The following is a 16,531-nucleotide window of genomic DNA, read 5'->3' as shown; positions in this document are numbered from 1 at the left end:
ACTTTTGCCGACAGATTAGTCGCACTATGGAATTTCTTTTTGTTTGTTTCTCCTTACTAAGTATAACTTTCTTGTATTTATCAAGGAGCATACACTGGAAGAATATACTGATTTTTACCCTTTGGCAGATCGTCGTCGGTCTTGTCGCCTATTATGAACTGTTTATCGCCACGCCGCCGATCCTCCTAATTCCCATAATACTATCCATCTTTATAAGCTATCGTTGGTTACTTCGCCGCGCGTCACCCATACTGAATATACGTTGGCTTTTGGCGATCCATCTGATTCGAATACCTGTTGAACTTGTTTTATACCATCTCTATTTAGCGCAGCAAATCCCATCGATCATGACTTTTACCGGCTGGAATTTCGACATCCTTATCGGCCTAAGTGCAGCGATCATTCTCCTATTATCTTTTTTCAACAAGATGATATTAACACATAAGGTCCTATTGATCTGGAATATTATTGGGTGTCTATTTCTGCTATTTATTGTTGGTTTAGCCATCCTGTCGTCCCCGTTACCTATTCAGCAGTTAGGATTCGACCAGCCCAACATAGCGGTTCTCCACTTTCCATATTATTTATTACCGACCTGCATCGTACCCATCGTCTTCCTGTCGCATCTACTCCTTATGCTCCCTTATTTCAAACGCTATCAAATGGGTTAGTTCAACTGGATACAAAAGTAATTCCCTATACTTTTCTAGCTACTTTACCCGTTCTACTGTTATGAGAAGACCAAAGTTTCTAGCGCGGATGAGCAAAAGGCAGTACTTTGCCTTTATCTGGTTTTTTGTCGTTCCATTGGGTATCTTTTTGATCGGGCGATTGATCATGCTTATTGCTTTTCTTTACTTTTAGCATTCCAAGCCTCTTCAACTATCTTCAAGCTGTCTTCACGAAAACACAATTTGGCACTCGTTATCCTAGACGGGTTGCCGTAAAATCATTACCTTTAACCTCCATATCGTAAAAGCACGTGGCTCAGAAAAGAAACCCCATTCCGGTACGGTCAATGGCCGATGTATCCGACCATGGCATAGCCGTTGCCAAGGTCTCTGCCGATAGTTTCCGGGCAGACGAAGCCCTCCTGCACGCGCATCGCCACGATTACCATTTTTTTGTCCTGCAGGAAAAAGGCCTTACGATAACCGAGATTGATTTCGAACGCTATGTGATCCAAAAACCCAGCATACTTTATCAATCGCCCAATCAAGTACACCGCGCCCTGAAGGTAGAGCAGCTCGAGATGTATATACTACTGATCAAGGATGAACATCTCCATCCCGAGTACCTGACCCTGTTACAGTCTATTTCGCCCGTAAAACCGCTGGAACTCGAAGCAGGAGATCTGCCGATTATTCAGCAAGCCTTTTCGCTGTGTACCGGTCTTTATGAAAGAACAGCCGACAAGCTGTATTTTTCCCTACTAAAAGATAGTTGTAACACAGTCGTTGCCTTGTTGCTTTCGCAGTATCTCAAACGATCCACGTCCCCATCCAACTTATCCCGTTTTGAAGCCATTGAAAATACCTTTACTCGATTACTAGAAACTCAATTTATCGCGATGAAGCGACCTGCGGATTACGCTCAGCAATTGCATATTTCCGTTTCTTACCTAAATGAATGCGTACGTAATGTCACCGGATTCCCCGTATCCTACCACATACAGCAACGTATTATACTAGAAGCCAAGCGGGAACTCTATCATTCGGATAAGTCGGTCAAGGAAATTGCAGCCTTGCTTGGCTACGATGATTATGCCTACTTTTCACGCCTATTTACCAAAATAGCGGGTATGCCGGCGCTTGCCTTCCGCAAGAAAACCGTAGCTCATTAATACCATAAAAAAAAAACTACCCTTAATAAACCGCGATTCGTCCAATACCTACACCGCTCCTGCCATTGTTCTGCCCCTGCGTGGCCTATACCTTTGTGTATAAAAATTAAAGATTATGCCAAGCGCACCAAAATGGTTATTCGATGTCGTAGATAGGTTGTGGCCAAAATTGCCTATCATGGAAGTATCCAGCATACAGCTTCTTTCGCCGACCGTGAAGCGGATCAGCTTCCAAGGCGATTTACCAGCTATGGCATCAAAACCCGGTTCCTTCATCGACTTTCGGGTAAACGACACCGATTCCCGTCGATACACCGTATCTGCTATTGATTTTGACCAAGGTATTATCGAATGCATCGCCCACCTGCACGGCGATGGTCCGGGCAGTCAATATATGGATGCGTTACAAATCGGCAATCAGCTCCAGATGAATCAGCCCCGCCCCTACAACTACTATCAAGAATCGATTCCCAAGTACATTATTTTTGGCGATGAAACCTCCTTAGGCCTTGCCTGCTCTTTGCAACCTATACTAAAAGAAAATAAGCAGCTTTTTCAGTTCTTTTTCGAACTGGATGAAGAAAACAGATGGGTTCCAGACCTACTGAGTCTCGAAAACTACAGCTTATTTCCCAAAGACGGATCCTTCCGGAAGGAAGATTGGGTAAGCAGTTTGCCGCTATTCCAGAAAACCGACTGGCTCGATGCCCATTTTATCCTGACGGGAAATGCAAAATCGGCACACACCTTTCGGAAAGTTATCAAGAAAAACAGCAGCGGCAAAGTCAATCTACACGGATATTGGTTGGAAGGAAAGAAAGGCCTGTAGTTGATAAAAAGAAACTACAAAAATCCGACATCCACGATTCGGCTACAACCTTCACGGATTCGAACACACCGGGCAACGGCGTAATGCCCAACTTTGTTTCATCAAAATAGATAAAACAAATTCGTTATGGAAACAAAAAAAGTATGGTTCGTTACTGGCGCTTCAAAGGGTTTAGGTCTTAGCCTCGTCAACGAGCTCTTAGCACAGGACTATCACGTTGTGGCTACATCAAGAAATCAACATGCACTGGCCGAGGCAATTGGAAGCCACGACAACTTTCTACCGCTTGAAATGGATATTACCGATGACAGCGACGTGGCCAAAGCCGTGCAAACTGCGTTGGACACCTTTGGAAAAATTGACGTAGTCGTTAATAATGCCGGCTATAGCCAAATCGGCACATTGGAAGAACTTACCGACGAGGAGGCCAGACGGAATTACGATGTGAATGTTTTCGGGTCGTTAAATGTCATCCGGCATACCGCTCCGCATCTTCGCCAGCAACAATCCGGACACATTTTCAACATTGCCTCTATCGGTGGTCTGGTAGGCAGCTTTCCTGCTTTTGGCATCTATTGCTCCACCAAATTTGCCGTTGCCGGTTTCACCGAAGCCCTTGCTGTAGAAATGGAACCCTTTGGCGTACACACCACCTTGGTCTATCCCGGCTATTTCAGGACTGATTTCCTATCCAAAGTTTCGGTGCAGACACCTGCAAACCCTATCGATGCGTACACTTCTGCCAGAGCATCCGAAGCCGCACATTTGAATCAAATCAATGGCAATCAACCCAATGATCCACAAAAAGCAGCCGAGCTGTTTATTCAATTGAGCAAATTGGATCATCCGCCAGTGCACTTCGTGATGGGTGAAGATGCGTATGGTATGTTACAGGAAAAAATTCAGTTATTAAGCCAAGAATCCGAAAAATGGAAAGCCTATTCCCTATCCACCGGCTATTAATCTTTTTCCTTATTGCATTAAATGTTAGCTGTATGAGTACCAAAAAAAATAGCACGATCCAAACCATAGCCGACACCAAAGCCTATATCGGCATGTGGGTCACCGAAGATGGGTATATCCGTCATGAACTACTACCTAATAACCGGTATGATGAAGCCCGCGGCAACCGTAAGCATGCTTATCAGGGAAGTTATCAGGTCACTGGAAATCACATTGATTACAAAGACGACACCGGTTTTATAGCTGATGGCGAATTTAAAGATGGGATCCTATATCACGGGGGTATGATCTTGTATAAGGAAAATTAATACATTAAATTAGTACCGATGGAAAATACCTTTCGCTTTCATTCGCTCACCGAATTTCACACCTTCTGTGGTTTGCCCAAGCCAGAGCATCCGCTCATTAGTTTGATCGATTACAGTAAGGTGAACTATCCCCTTAACGATATCGAACTAAAATGGATCCAACATTTCTATTCCATCGGTTTGAAACGGAATGTAAATGCCCGGTTTAACTACGGTCAACAGCAATATGATTTTGATTCGGGTGTACTCTGTTTTGTATCGCCCGATCAATTTCTACGCCTTGAGGTCAACCCCGAGGCTCAGGTCGAACCTACCGGCTGGCTGTTGCTTATTCATCCCGATTTTTTGTGGCATACCGACCTAGCCACCAAGATCAACGGATATGAATTTTTCAAGTATGCCGTCAATGAAGCGCTGTTTCTTTCCGACAAAGAAGAGCAAACCGTTGTGGATATCCTTCAGAACATCGAAAAAGAATATCAATCCAACGTGGATAAATTCAGCCAGGATCTGATTATAAAACAAGTAGAGCGTTTATTGATTTATGCCGAACGATTTTACGAGCGGCAGTTTATCACCCGAAAAAAATCTACTCAGGAACTGGTGGTGCGGTTTGAACAGCTCCTCTCGCAGCATTTTACCACAGAGAAGCTTTGTGAGCATGGCATACCTACCGTGACCACTATTGCTGCGCAATTAAACATTTCTGCAAACTATCTGGGTAGCCTGCTCCGGATCTACACCCAACAAAACACGCAGCAGCATATCCAGAATAAAGTTATCGATTATGCGAAAACGCGGCTAAGTACCACAGCACTGTCGGTTTCGGAGATTGCCTACGAATTGGGCTTCGAGCATTCCCAGTCCTTTAGTAAAATGTTTAAGGCGAAAACCAGCCAAAGTCCGCTGGAATTTCGGGAAGCCTTTAATTGAGTACCTTTACTTTATCCATCAGCTTCCCCATGCAGTGACCACAAGATGTCTAGCACCTCCGTAATTGCGGTGTTCGCACAGGTAGATGCCCTGCCATGTACCCAAGTTCAACCGGCCATTGCTAATGGGTATGGTTAATGAGCAGCCTAAGAGCGCGCTTTTGAGATGGGCCGGCATATCGTCCGAGCCTTCGTAATCGTGCAGATAGTCGGGGTCATCCTCTTTAACGGTCTTGTTAAAAAAAGTTTCGAAATCGGTTCTCACCGTGGGATCAGCATTCTCATTGATGGTGAGCGATGCCGAAGTATGCTGTATAAACACCTGGCAGATTCCCATCGAAATCGACTCGATCCCGGGAAGCGCTTTCACCACCTCGTTGGTAATCAGGTGAAATCCCCTAGGCTTGGCTGTGATCCGAAGTGTTTCTTGGTATATCTTCATTTCACTAGCTTCTTGGATTCTTTTAGAATTCTACCCGACCCCACGACCGTATAACCAATTGGTGGGCTGATACTGTACCGCACCATCAATGCCGCCAAACGACTTACCGGCAGGGGCGCCATATTGCGAAACAAACCAATTTTATTGAAAAAAGAAATAACCGAAACGCCTATCTTTTCACCCTTACGGTCAGACTGCGGTCGCAACAACGCTCCAGGACGAAAAGCAAGGAAGCTTTCGAAGTCTAGCGCTTCAATATTTTGCTCCAGCTGCCCCTTCATCCTCGAATAAAAAATCCATGATTTCGGGTCGGCACCAGATGATGAGATGAGTAAAAAAGTAGGGATCCCGTTCTTTTTCGCCAATTTTGCAAACTCGTACTGGTAATCGTGATCCACCTTAAATTGTGCTTCCTTGCTACCGGCATCTTTTAATGTCGTACCAAGACAAGAAAACACGACATCACCCTGTATAACATCACTCCACCGTGACAGATTATCAAAATCAACCACTACCGCGTGGAGTTTCTCATGCGCTATTGGCAGTGGCTTACGAACCAGTGCCACCACTTCCGTAAATTTATCATGGGCAAGCAGCAGATCCAATACCTCTTTACCTGTTGCTCCCGTTGCCCCTATTAGTACGGCTTTCATATGTATATATTTGTTTAATGGCCCTATGGAATATCCAAATTTCCATCCTTTCTATACCTAATGTAACATTCAACCGTCGAATTAGTTTCCAGTCCCGTTATTTTGGGTAAACAAATTATTGCTAGGCTAGACATTCCGCGTCCTGATGATACCACCGTACTTTTTTAAATAATAAAAATTCTTTCTTTAAATGAAAGGCTCTGTAACGATACCAGGCTTTGCTACACGGTAAAAGCCATTTTCATCAGGCAGAACCTTAGGATTAGCCGTCCAGGCATAGACCTCAGGAGAAAGATCTATGTTGGATTTCAGGGCTTGATCCCAATTGATCACTTTACCAGTATAACATGCCAATCGACCAATAATACCTGTCAATGTGCTGTAAGCTGAAAATTCGATATCTTGAAACCTATACTCTCCTTTCGCGATGGCATCAAATAACTCTACATGTTCTTGTGCGTACGGATTTGGATCGCCTTTCGCGTTATGCCTGAAAATTTCATTTCCTTTGTCATCCCATAAAATAGCTTGATTCCCGGCGGATATATAAGCACGGCCCCTTGTTGCCTGAAATGTTTCATCCACTCGGTTATGTATGCCCTCAAAGTGACGGCATTGACTATAAATAACGGAGCCATCATCATATGTTAACTCTATCGCAAAATTATCGTAAATCTCGCCATATTCCTTACCCGTGCGATGTGCCCGTGACCCCGTGCCTTGGATCGAAACCGGATACTTCTGCTTGATCCAATTGGCAACATCCAACTGATGCACATGCTGCTCAACGATATGGTCACCACATAACCAATTGAAATAGTACCAATTTCGCATCTGATATTCCATCTCCGTTTGATGCGGTTTCCGTGGTCTTACCCATACTCCCCCACTATTCCAATACACCTGACCTGCCACTACATTACCTATTAATCCATCGTGTATTCGCTTTACAGCTTCCTTATAATTATTTTGGAATCTTCTTTGGAAACCAACCACCACATTCAGCTTTTTCTGTTTCGCCATCTTTGCAGCTTCTAATATGCGACGTACCCCCGGAATATCAACTGCCACAGGCTTTTCCAGGAACGCGTGCTTTCCCTGTCGCACCACCTCTTCAAAATGTAAAGGCCGAAAACCGGGAGGAGTAGTCAATATGACCATATCAGCATCTTGAATAGCAGACTTATACGCCTCAAAACCTACATATTTTCTTGAATCAGGGACATCAATCTTGTCCCCGTACTTCTTTAAAAGGTTATCGTATGATGTCTTGATATTTTCCTGAAAAGCATCCGCCATCGCAACCAATTTGACACGTTGGCCAGACTCGAATGCGTTGACGACGGCACCTGTACCTCGTCCCCCACATCCGATCAATGCTATTTTAATGTGATCATCCACACCTGACAACACCAAAGGTATCGATGTTGTCCCTGTTAGCGATATCCCTGCCATGATAGAAGACGATTTGATAAAATCACGGCGATTAAATTCTTTCATATTGAATAACTTATTTTTTAAAATAACTTTTACTAATCTTAAATACTACTGTTCTGCACTATTTTCACTGCGCCCCAAAACACAGTGTGTATCGCAGAGACAAAATTTAAAATGTCACGACAACCTCTTGACCGGCGATACTGCTATAGGTTTTCGTAGGCTTGCCTACGCCAGAGATTATAATTTTCAATCCATTTTTAGTTGTTCTCACCACCTCTATATCATATGGACTATCCGAACAGGCCCACACGTTTTTCAAACTAATGTTGTCCCAGCCCTCCGGTAATTGCGGATTAAGTGTAAAACTGCGAAAGCCCGTAGGACGAAAACCGAACATTCCTTCCGTGATGACGCGACAATATAATCCACTTTCGGCAGACAGATGCCTTTGGTTACCTTCAGGCCAGGCCTCTATAGCATAAGGCACATGATCTCCGAGCAGCCTTTCCGTAGAATAATGTTTGAGGTATGCTGTAGCAGTATCACTTTCGCCAGCGCTATATACTCCCCGGAGCGCATATAGTGTCGAACGATCCCAAAATGTTTCCGTTCCCGCTTGCGTCAGCAACCCATTTTTTGTCCACAACCGCGGCGAGAACAAAGCCTGTATAGACCCCTCTTTACGTTCATTAATTCCAACAGTCAGCGGCACACAAATCCAGGAACGTAACACCGTATTGCCATCATAATAACGATAGGTTTCAAATCCTTCCACATTGCTTCCAAAGTATTTTTCAATATTTTTTCTCAACACTGCTGCTTCCTGCAGATATCGCCTGGCATATGTCTTAGGCTTTCCCAATTCCTTTGCGAGGTAAGAAGCAGATATCAACGCATCGTAATATAGACTAGAGGTAGACAAGTTTGCCTGCCCTGCAGGAAACCGCCCTTCGAGTTCATCGCTATCCGATGCCACCACGCCATCTTTCGTTATTTTCCGTTTACAGAATTCTAAACACCATTCGATCAAACTCCATAATTCCGCAGCTTCAGCCCTATCTGCCCGCTCCAGTGCGTACCGGGCTGCCCCATAGGCAATCATCGCTCCGTCGCCCCGGTCGCCCGCCCCATGCCAAATATCATCTCCCTCAGCAATAATAGAGCTCGGGATGGGCCGATAATCTGTATTCATAAATCGAGCAAAGTGACGAAAGGAATTGATGGCAGATAAATTTGCCGTTCGATACCCCATGAACGGAAAAAGAGGATTTACATACTCTGCCTGATCATTAGCCCATATCGCCGCATAATAAGCCTCACCTCCGGGACCGTGCATGTAGCCCCCCTTGGTCTTAAATATACTTTCTGCCGCTCTGATCTTGGCAAAAGCAAACATGGTATTTATCACTTCGTCCGGAGAAGTGAATACAAGATTATCCCACATTTGCCGGACAAACGCTTCTCTTTTTCGCTCCTCTAGGCCATTATCTATTTCATTTTGGGCCTGCCCTTCTTTATAAGCGCCCACTGAGGCCTCTATAATAACACTTTCACCGGCCTTTAAGGTATATACCCCTCCATTATGAATGGATAAGATCTGGGTATAGATGCCATCTACTCCCTGTTCATTTGGACTTTTGTAAACCCGCTTTTGCATAGGGACTGATAGCATCATCTCCTTATTAGTGATATTTTTCACAACTATACGGTGACACAATACCGGTAAGGTTGTCGATGGGAAGTATCGCTGTACAATCTCTACGCTGGGCTTCTGCTCATTGCCTATATAAAACTCACTTAAAGCCGTCAATCGTCCATCCAGAGAAATAGACCTCACTTTCTCCCGAGAAAACAACTTTCCATCCACGGTAAAGGACGAGGCATAATCTGTCGTATATTTCTGCATCAAACTACCATGTGTATTATTGGGAATTCGGCGTAGCAGGGGCCATACCAGCGACATTTCCATTTTAAACGACCCATCCTCATGTACCCCGTACCTTAACACGGTAGAAACCTGCTCTCCGCTCATCTCAATATGGTCATAATGTGGAATTCTCTCATCTACTTGCCATACAATAGATTTATCTTCCGCTATTTTCCATCGTGAGTCCTGGGCCGATAGCGAGAATGTTAAACAAAAAATCAGAAGGAAAACTATGCTATTTTTATACATCTCTACGTCTTATATATTGTCTTTAATCACCTTTAATTCCTGCTCTGAATACGTTTCCTTCACATCGGTCTCTGCATATTTGCTAAGCGTTTCCAAAAAGATATTGAACTTTCCCCAATTCGTCACGTTGTTAGGATTGGGCTTGGAATAAAACTCCCTAAAGGTCTTTTCAAAAGGTGCCCAGCCAATTTGATTTTGTAGACGTATCAACGTGTACATCACCGCATCATGAGAATACCTTCCCTGGGCTATTGTATTATCATACGAGTCGCCTCCGTCCGTTTTGAAATATTGAATGGCTTGGGCTCCGTCATAGTATTTCCCCCCATTAGAAAAACGACCATTTAGTTTATCGAGCGCGTAGTACAATCGAAAGTTGGCAAACATTTCATCATTCCAGTTCCAGTTCGCATCAGATCCATTATACTTTCCATCTCCCGAATTAAAATTATGCCCGATTTCGTGCATCATGCCAAAACTCCAGTCATTGTGATCTTCAAAATTACGCAGCATCGGTACCACGCCACTTAATGTCACCCGAATTGGATTACCGGCCAAGCCCCAAGCTCCAATACTTGGGTAAGGCGAATAGATGTTTGTTTTTGTTTGTCCGTACGGATTAGCTCCAACCAGTTCGACGTACTGTTCGTACACCCTGTCCATAGTAGCCAACCAAGCATCAATCGAACTCGCTTTGACCGAATTGGCATGTTCGCGACTGATCCGTAATCGCATATATTTAGATTCCTGAGCAATATAATCAGCTTCTGCAACCTTAAGATTACTAAAGTAAACCGTGCCCGATGATGTCTGTCCATTGATCCCTAGGCTAACACACAACCGAGCAACACCGAGATGGTCCGTTAAGAATGTTCGCGACACGCTAGTCTTTTGCTGGGTTCCCTTAACATATTCTGCTGTGTCCCACCATTCGCCCATCAGTGTGATAGTCGCTCCCTTGTCTCCTGTCACCCCCAATGTACGAATGTCGGCAGAAAAACGATAAACCGTGTTGGGCTTCAGCGTTACCGACAGCCAAGAATTAGAACAGACTGATCCTTTTGTCGTCGATACTTTTAATGTCAAATCTTCTGGGGTGTTCTTTTCATTACTCCAAACATACTCCGCAGTTCCGCCATTAAATGTCTCGTGTTTCCAATGCTCGCTCGTGTAGATCCATACCAAATCCGGATAGTTTTCCGGTTTCATTTCTTTTGTATCCGGAGGTTTTGGTGGAGGCGGTTGTGGCACTTCTGTATCCTTCGGAGGTGTAGATTTTGTACAGGCCGACAGCCCACTTGTTAAGAAGCTAATCGACCATAGGGCATTTATAAAAAACAATAAAACTCTCATTTCTTTTTAATTTTTATATCATTTGATGATTTAATATATACATCCATTTCACAGTTTGACACCGTATTTCCTGAAAGCACAGCTCCGCTCGTATTACCGATATATATGCCGCAGAGATTCCCTGATCCGACAATCACATTATTTTCGACACAGATATTCTTATGCAAAAAAGTTTTACGCGTATTCTTTGCATCGATAATAAACGCTATTCCCGAGGCGCCGCCTTGTGTACCCGCAAAACCACACCCACTGATGACATTGTCTTTAATAACTACATTTTCGGAATGCGTACCTTCATTCCACCACGATTCCGCACCCACGTGTATGGCTGTGTTTGAACAACCGTTGAATCGATTGTTTTGGATCAATACGTCCCGCGTCTTCACGAGTATTCCTCGTGCTAAATGGCTGTTGATAACAGAATTAACGAACTCCAATCGCGGTAATTTTGAAATATTCATTACAAAATATTTGGTAGGATCAATTTCCAGTCGACGATCCAACGTCAGCGTATTGATCAACGTCTGCTTGTCTTCAGCAGCATGCTTCACCGTGAGGGTGTCTACCACCTCAAGAGTTTCTCTATTCACGAGTTCCAGGCGATCTCCCACACGTGGGAGATCTATTACCTGGATATGCGTAAACGTTGGGGCTTCCAGCTTCGTGGTAATTTGATTGTCTTTTGCTGTCAGCACCGTATGGTAATACCCGTGTACATTTGTTGCATCATCACCCTGCGCTTCAAAATAGCAGTTGTCAAATCTTAAGAGCCCATCACAACTCGCAAAGTGTGTAGCATCCGTATTCGTCGATTGATAATACCCCGGCGCCGGACGGACTTCTAATTTTTCCAGCAATATATTACGACTGTCAAATCCTACTATACCCATTCCTGCCTGCGCATGAATGGTGACATTCCGAACGACCGTATTTACACTACGATGTATCAAAATAGCCGGGCGAAAGTGAAAGCAGTGTAAGACATTTGCTATTTGCCCCACTGTCTCTGGACGTATTGTTGCATGAAACCGAACTTTGTTATCGCCCAACAGCTCTCTTTTAGGAAAATAAAGAACATCCGGCATTAACTTATCTTTCTGCAGGTCCCAAAATGTCATTCTACCCAAGATCATCTTATCATCGATGATTCTATCTTTCGAAAACTGAACTTCAAAATCATGAGGCGATACCTTAACAACCTTACCCCAAGAAAAAGGCTTTTCCGGATAATCTATCGTTAAACCTTCTACCGTAAAATCGATACAGTCTTCAATAGATATGGGTTCCATCCATCCATAACAGTTAATCTTAGCACCGTTTCCCTCTATGGTAATGCTTTGCGAACCCGAAAAATCCATCCCTCTTCCGTAGGGATAATAAGGCGTAAAAATTACGCGCTCTGGGTTATCTCCCATTTCTCCCCGCATAGCTGCACGTTCCGTTTCGATACCTTGTGCATTTTTGAGGATATACGCTCCAGGCGAAAAAACCAACACCGTCCCCGGATTATCGCGACAATACTGAGCAGCTTTAGCGAGGGCCTTCGAGTCATCTTTTCCATCATCGGGCTTTGCGCCAAATACCGCTATATCTACCCGTTTTTGCTCCAATCCCGACGCCATGAAGGGTAAGCTCGACATCAGTAATAAGAATGGCAACAGCCATAAATTTATTTTCATGGTTATATTCAATTAAAAAACTATTTTGCTGGAGGTAATTTTATCGGTTCAGACCATTCCGTGTAGAATAAGTCGAGCGCATTTTCTTCCGGCAAGAAATAAGAACGGTAGACAAATTCATCATCCCGCGCCTTGGCATAAGTTCCTACATTTTCAATATCCCTGACAACTGATATTTCATTTCCGAGCTCATCAATGTATTTCAATTCTACGTTAACCAGCTGATCCGATGGTGCAGCCCACTCAATTTCAAATCGGTCATCAAAATTTGCTAAACTTTTTATACTTCTATTGAGGATCGAATTTTGAAAATCCGCTCCATAAGCATTACCAAATGTGCTTACTTCCAAAGACCGGTTACCATGTGAGTCATAATTAACAATATAAAAAGAATACGCTGATTCGACTAAATCAGGTATCGTCACCTCGATTGAATCAAGTCCTGCCGAAATATCATATTGCCCCAGATCAACTTGCAGGGAATCATGCTTATCATTCCAATAAATAGTACTGTGCTTGAGATTGTGTCCATTAAAATACCTCAGCTTCATCATCACCTTTCCTTTACCGGCAAACACGGTCACCGAATCCACTATAGGGGCATATACACGCTCTCCATCTTTGATATACTCTTGGTGTATGTCCATAAAGTTATCGCAAGACAAGCTTATTACCAGACATAGCGCAATACCAACTGTACAAACTATACGTGTTATTTTATTTTTCATCACTATTTCTTCCTTATAAGTTATTAGTTAATTTCCCATTCCCTGTCCAAAGAAATCTACTTCAGCCGGGTGGCAAAAAGTCGTCACGCTCCAAGTTCCTGTCACCTTCAACCTGAAATATCGAAAAGCTTGCATTTCGAAGGGTACTTCAAAATCAAAAGATATCCCAAATGCGATGTCTTCCGGTGTCACATCTGTTCCTCCTATACCCGATGGCTTGATGATCTCACATTCTTTAGGCGTCTGCAATGGTGTCCATTCGTCCCAATTACCGTCTGCCGAAGGAGCGTCGACACGTCCGTATACTTCAAATGTTTTGATGTTGCCCCAGGAGAACGCGTGGCCCCAATACTCACGATTGGTCACTACAAAACGGCTCATCTTAACCCGCTGTCCCATATCCACGGTAAACGAAGCCGGCATCGTCCCATTATTCGAATGGCCAAATGTCCGCCAATCATCATCAATCAGGTATTCCACTCTTCCACCATGAAAATTGAAATCGGTGTCGTTGTTCAGTACGATCATACGCATGTTGCTTTTAGGTATTTTTTCTTCAAACAGGGGCGTCAATGTTTTTCCGCCCGCCGGATAAACAGTATCGGTAACGTTATTATATCTGTCTCTCAGGACAATGGCTACGGGAATCTCCTCATCCGGATAGCCTCGTATGGTATGGCTCATTTGTTCCGAAGAACTGACCAATATTTTCGAAAGCGTCAATGCGCCCGTCGAATCCGGTGCGTACATCTCAAAAGTTATGGGCGCTCTATCCACATTAAGCCATTGAAATCGAGGGCCACCAAAATCCGGAATGATCTGTACCGTTTCCTTTACCGATGTTATCGGAGACTTTTTAGGTGTAAACGAGATGACAACAGGCTCCGATTCTTCTAGGGCTCTATTTACAGTAATCAACCGTGCAGCCTGTGTCTCTTGGTTATCATATCCTTCCAACACAATGACATTGTCGTACACGGACACAAACGTAGACACCTCTTTGCCATTTCTATCGTATACCGCTTTGACTCCCAGTATATTATTGTCGTCCGGCATCCTAAACCTCACTTCTGCTCCGCCCGGCATCGGCTTTACGGACACATCAGAAACCGAACCCGGTTTGCCTGTACTCGCTGATATCGGCAGGTTCTCTTTCTTTGCACACCCCAAAAATGATAAGGTTATCAGGGCTAGAAATAAATATATCGTTATACTTTTCATGATCAATGCTATTTAAAATTAAAACTTATACCCACTACCATCCTGGGTTTTGCACTAATTTCGGATTGTTTATAATTTCATATTCCGGCACTGGCGCAAAGTAGTCCTTGTGTGAGAACTTCTGATTAAACAAGGTTTGCACCTCGTAATATTCTATAGCCTCCTGGCGTAACACGTTCCATCCTTTGAGCGAGCGATTATAATCCCTTATCGCCGTTTTCCATCTTCGCGCATCCCAATAGTTCTCGCTTTCCAGGGCCAACTCAATATTTCTTTCGTGTTGTATAATTTCGCGCATGCCGACTTTGGTCGACGGCTTATTCGGATTTTTGCTATAAAGCCGCCAGCTTTCTTCTACAGTGCGGAGGCCTGCACGGTCCCGAACCAAATCTATCCACTGGTACACCTCCGCATCAGGACCCGATTTAGACTCGTTCAATGCTTCGGCATACAGTAAATAGAGGTCCGACAGTCTCATCTCCGGATATCCGTAGGCTTCGGCCGCAAATCGGTGTTGCTCCGTAAATCCAGAGTTTACGGAAACTAATTTTTTAGCAAAATACCCCGTAGACGAATAATTATTGGGATTATACATCGACGAATATTCATTATATCGGGCTTGGATCGTCGGCGCATTTTGGTCCGATTTTTCCCAATCATTATGTCCCACGAAGTTATACCACTTGCCCCTATCGAAGCCCAACGATGCGTAAAACCTGTTCTCCCGGTAATAATTCAGCTTAGCTGTTTCCCCACCGTCAGCGATATTGTAAGTTTTCCATGAAGAAGAGTTTGACATTCTTTCAAATCGGCCTTCATAATCAAAATTTGTATCTTCAGAAATAGGAACACCATTCTCGGTATAAAACATCTCGGCAACATTAATCGTCGGCGAATACCATCCCGAGGTAACCCCCTGAGAGACCTGTCTTAGGTGAGGAATCATATAGTCTTGGTACGTACCATTAACCAGGCTCTGTGTATTGGTCCATATGACCTCATGATTAAATCTTAGGCTCACGGCACTGCGATAGGCCATCTGGATTTTACTATCATCCGATAACACAAAATTATTTACCACATCATTTGCCATGTATAGGGCATGCCCGGCGTTATGACAAATATCGATGGCCTCTCTACAGGCGTCTGCCGCCCTATTCCACAGTTCTGGTCTAACCTGTTGATTGAAGAATGGCCTTCCCTCCGAATCTTTAAAATTCGCATAATCGGTATTACCATTAAACAACGGGCTTGCCCATGTTACCAGTACCTTTGCACGTACAGCCATCACGACAGGCAACGTTATTCTTCCGAGCTCTTCCCTGGGATTACTGATCGTGGTAGGCAATGATTTTTCTTCCGCCAATCGATCTAGGATGCCTACGATGTATTCAAAGCATTCATCCACCGTCTGCCGCTCCTGACGAACGACATCCGTATCTTCCGAAACATCCATATAACTGTCTACGGTATGGATTGGTCCATAATAGCGTAGTAAAAAGAAGTGATAGTATGCCTTCAGAAACTCGACTTCGGCAATCCATCGTTTTCGCTCTGCATCTGTCAAATCCATTACCTTATGGATGTTTGCCAGAAATACATTGCAATTGTTGATGCCGTCCCAAAGCTTCTTTCCACCATTTCCACCGCCCCACATATTTATCTGATGATTGGCGGCAGTCTGTGCACCGCGCGCAATCAGCATACTCGTCTGGAGCATAGCCCTTTGGTGCATAAACTCCCCGGATCCCATATAAGCCGGACTAGCATTTGGGTTTGCCGAGCTTGGCATATACCAATAGCAATTACCTAAAAAACTTTCAGCTGTATATCGATCAGAGAAAGCATGATCTATTGTAGCAATATTGTCGGGTACCACCTCCAAATAATTGCAGGAAGAACTACATACCAATACGGAGCATATTACTATAAATTTATACATTCGTTTCATTGTAAATATTTTA

Annotated in this window: 15 protein-coding genes; 6 read left to right on the top strand and 9 right to left on the bottom strand. The window is 43.9% G+C overall.

Translation table 11 applies throughout. The features are described 5' to 3' along the window. Positions 1–71: 71 nt before the first annotated feature. The 6 genes from FAZ19_RS10195 to FAZ19_RS10170 all read left to right on the top strand — a co-directional run bounded on the left by FAZ19_RS10195 (position 72) and on the right by FAZ19_RS10170 (position 4,876). A complete protein-coding gene (locus FAZ19_RS10195) occupies positions 72–671 on the top strand; it encodes a hypothetical protein (protein WP_136820629.1) in 600 nt (199 codons plus the stop codon). Between the two features lie 311 nt (positions 672–982). Then, a complete protein-coding gene (locus tag FAZ19_RS10190) occupies positions 983–1,843 on the top strand; it encodes an AraC family transcriptional regulator (protein WP_229707524.1) in 861 nt (286 codons plus the stop codon). A 115-nt stretch (positions 1,844–1,958) separates the two neighbouring features. Beyond that, positions 1,959–2,672 (top strand): FAD-binding oxidoreductase, encoded by a 714-nt coding sequence (locus FAZ19_RS10185; protein ID WP_136820628.1) that lies wholly within the window; start codon positions 1,959–1,961, stop codon positions 2,670–2,672. Between the two features lie 126 nt (positions 2,673–2,798). Next, entirely contained in the window at positions 2,799–3,635 is an 837-nt protein-coding gene (locus FAZ19_RS10180) for an SDR family oxidoreductase (RefSeq protein ID WP_136820627.1), read from the top strand. A gap of 32 nt (positions 3,636–3,667) precedes the next feature. Continuing rightward, complete coding sequence (locus tag FAZ19_RS10175; RefSeq protein ID WP_136820626.1) at positions 3,668–3,943, top strand: Atu4866 domain-containing protein; 276 nt, start codon at positions 3,668–3,670, stop codon at positions 3,941–3,943. An 18-nt stretch (positions 3,944–3,961) separates the two neighbouring features. After that, positions 3,962–4,876: a helix-turn-helix domain-containing protein gene (locus FAZ19_RS10170; protein ID WP_136820625.1), complete on the top strand. Its 915-nt coding sequence runs from the start codon at positions 3,962–3,964 to the stop codon at positions 4,874–4,876. Between the two features lie 18 nt (positions 4,877–4,894). Here the strand turns inward: FAZ19_RS10170 and FAZ19_RS10165 are convergent, their stop codons facing one another. The 9 genes from FAZ19_RS10165 to FAZ19_RS10125 form a co-directional block, all read right to left on the bottom strand. Continuing rightward, positions 4,895–5,317, bottom strand: a complete 423-nt coding sequence (locus tag FAZ19_RS10165) for a secondary thiamine-phosphate synthase enzyme YjbQ (RefSeq protein WP_136820624.1) — start codon at positions 5,315–5,317, stop codon at positions 4,895–4,897. Continuing rightward, positions 5,314–5,970 (bottom strand): NAD(P)H-binding protein, encoded by a 657-nt coding sequence (locus FAZ19_RS10160; protein ID WP_136820623.1) that lies wholly within the window; start codon positions 5,968–5,970, stop codon positions 5,314–5,316. The genes FAZ19_RS10165 and FAZ19_RS10160 overlap by 4 nt, the downstream gene beginning before the upstream one ends. A 186-nt stretch (positions 5,971–6,156) precedes the next feature. Continuing rightward, positions 6,157–7,470 (bottom strand): Gfo/Idh/MocA family protein, encoded by a 1,314-nt coding sequence (locus FAZ19_RS10155; RefSeq protein WP_136820622.1) that lies wholly within the window; start codon positions 7,468–7,470, stop codon positions 6,157–6,159. Positions 7,471–7,576: 106 nt separating this feature from the next. After that, positions 7,577–9,586 (bottom strand): glucosidase family protein, encoded by a 2,010-nt coding sequence (locus tag FAZ19_RS10150; RefSeq protein WP_136820621.1) that lies wholly within the window; start codon positions 9,584–9,586, stop codon positions 7,577–7,579. Positions 9,587–9,595: 9 nt separating this feature from the next. Next, entirely contained in the window at positions 9,596–10,939 is a 1,344-nt protein-coding gene (locus tag FAZ19_RS10145; RefSeq protein WP_136820620.1) for a M60 family metallopeptidase, read from the bottom strand. Continuing rightward, the gene (locus FAZ19_RS10140) at positions 10,936–12,618 is read right to left on the bottom strand and encodes a right-handed parallel beta-helix repeat-containing protein (RefSeq protein WP_136820619.1); all 1,683 of its coding nucleotides are present in this window, start codon (positions 12,616–12,618) and stop codon (positions 10,936–10,938) included. Before FAZ19_RS10140 ends, FAZ19_RS10145 begins: the two co-directional genes overlap by 4 nt. Positions 12,619–12,638: 20 nt before the next feature. Then, a complete protein-coding gene (locus FAZ19_RS10135) occupies positions 12,639–13,346 on the bottom strand; it encodes a DUF4998 domain-containing protein (protein WP_136820618.1) in 708 nt (235 codons plus the stop codon). A gap of 27 nt (positions 13,347–13,373) precedes the next feature. After that, complete coding sequence (locus FAZ19_RS10130; RefSeq protein ID WP_136820617.1) at positions 13,374–14,567, bottom strand: DUF5000 domain-containing lipoprotein; 1,194 nt, start codon at positions 14,565–14,567, stop codon at positions 13,374–13,376. A gap of 34 nt (positions 14,568–14,601) precedes the next feature. After that, complete coding sequence (locus tag FAZ19_RS10125) at positions 14,602–16,518, bottom strand: RagB/SusD family nutrient uptake outer membrane protein (RefSeq protein ID WP_136820616.1); 1,917 nt, start codon at positions 16,516–16,518, stop codon at positions 14,602–14,604. Positions 16,519–16,531 lie beyond the last annotated feature (13 nt).

This window comes from Sphingobacterium alkalisoli, assembly GCF_005049105.1.
Classification (GTDB): Bacteria; Bacteroidota; Bacteroidia; order Sphingobacteriales; family Sphingobacteriaceae; genus Sphingobacterium; species Sphingobacterium alkalisoli.
The sequence above is the reverse complement of the archived record's forward strand: the minus strand, read 5'-3'. Positions and strand labels throughout refer to the sequence as shown.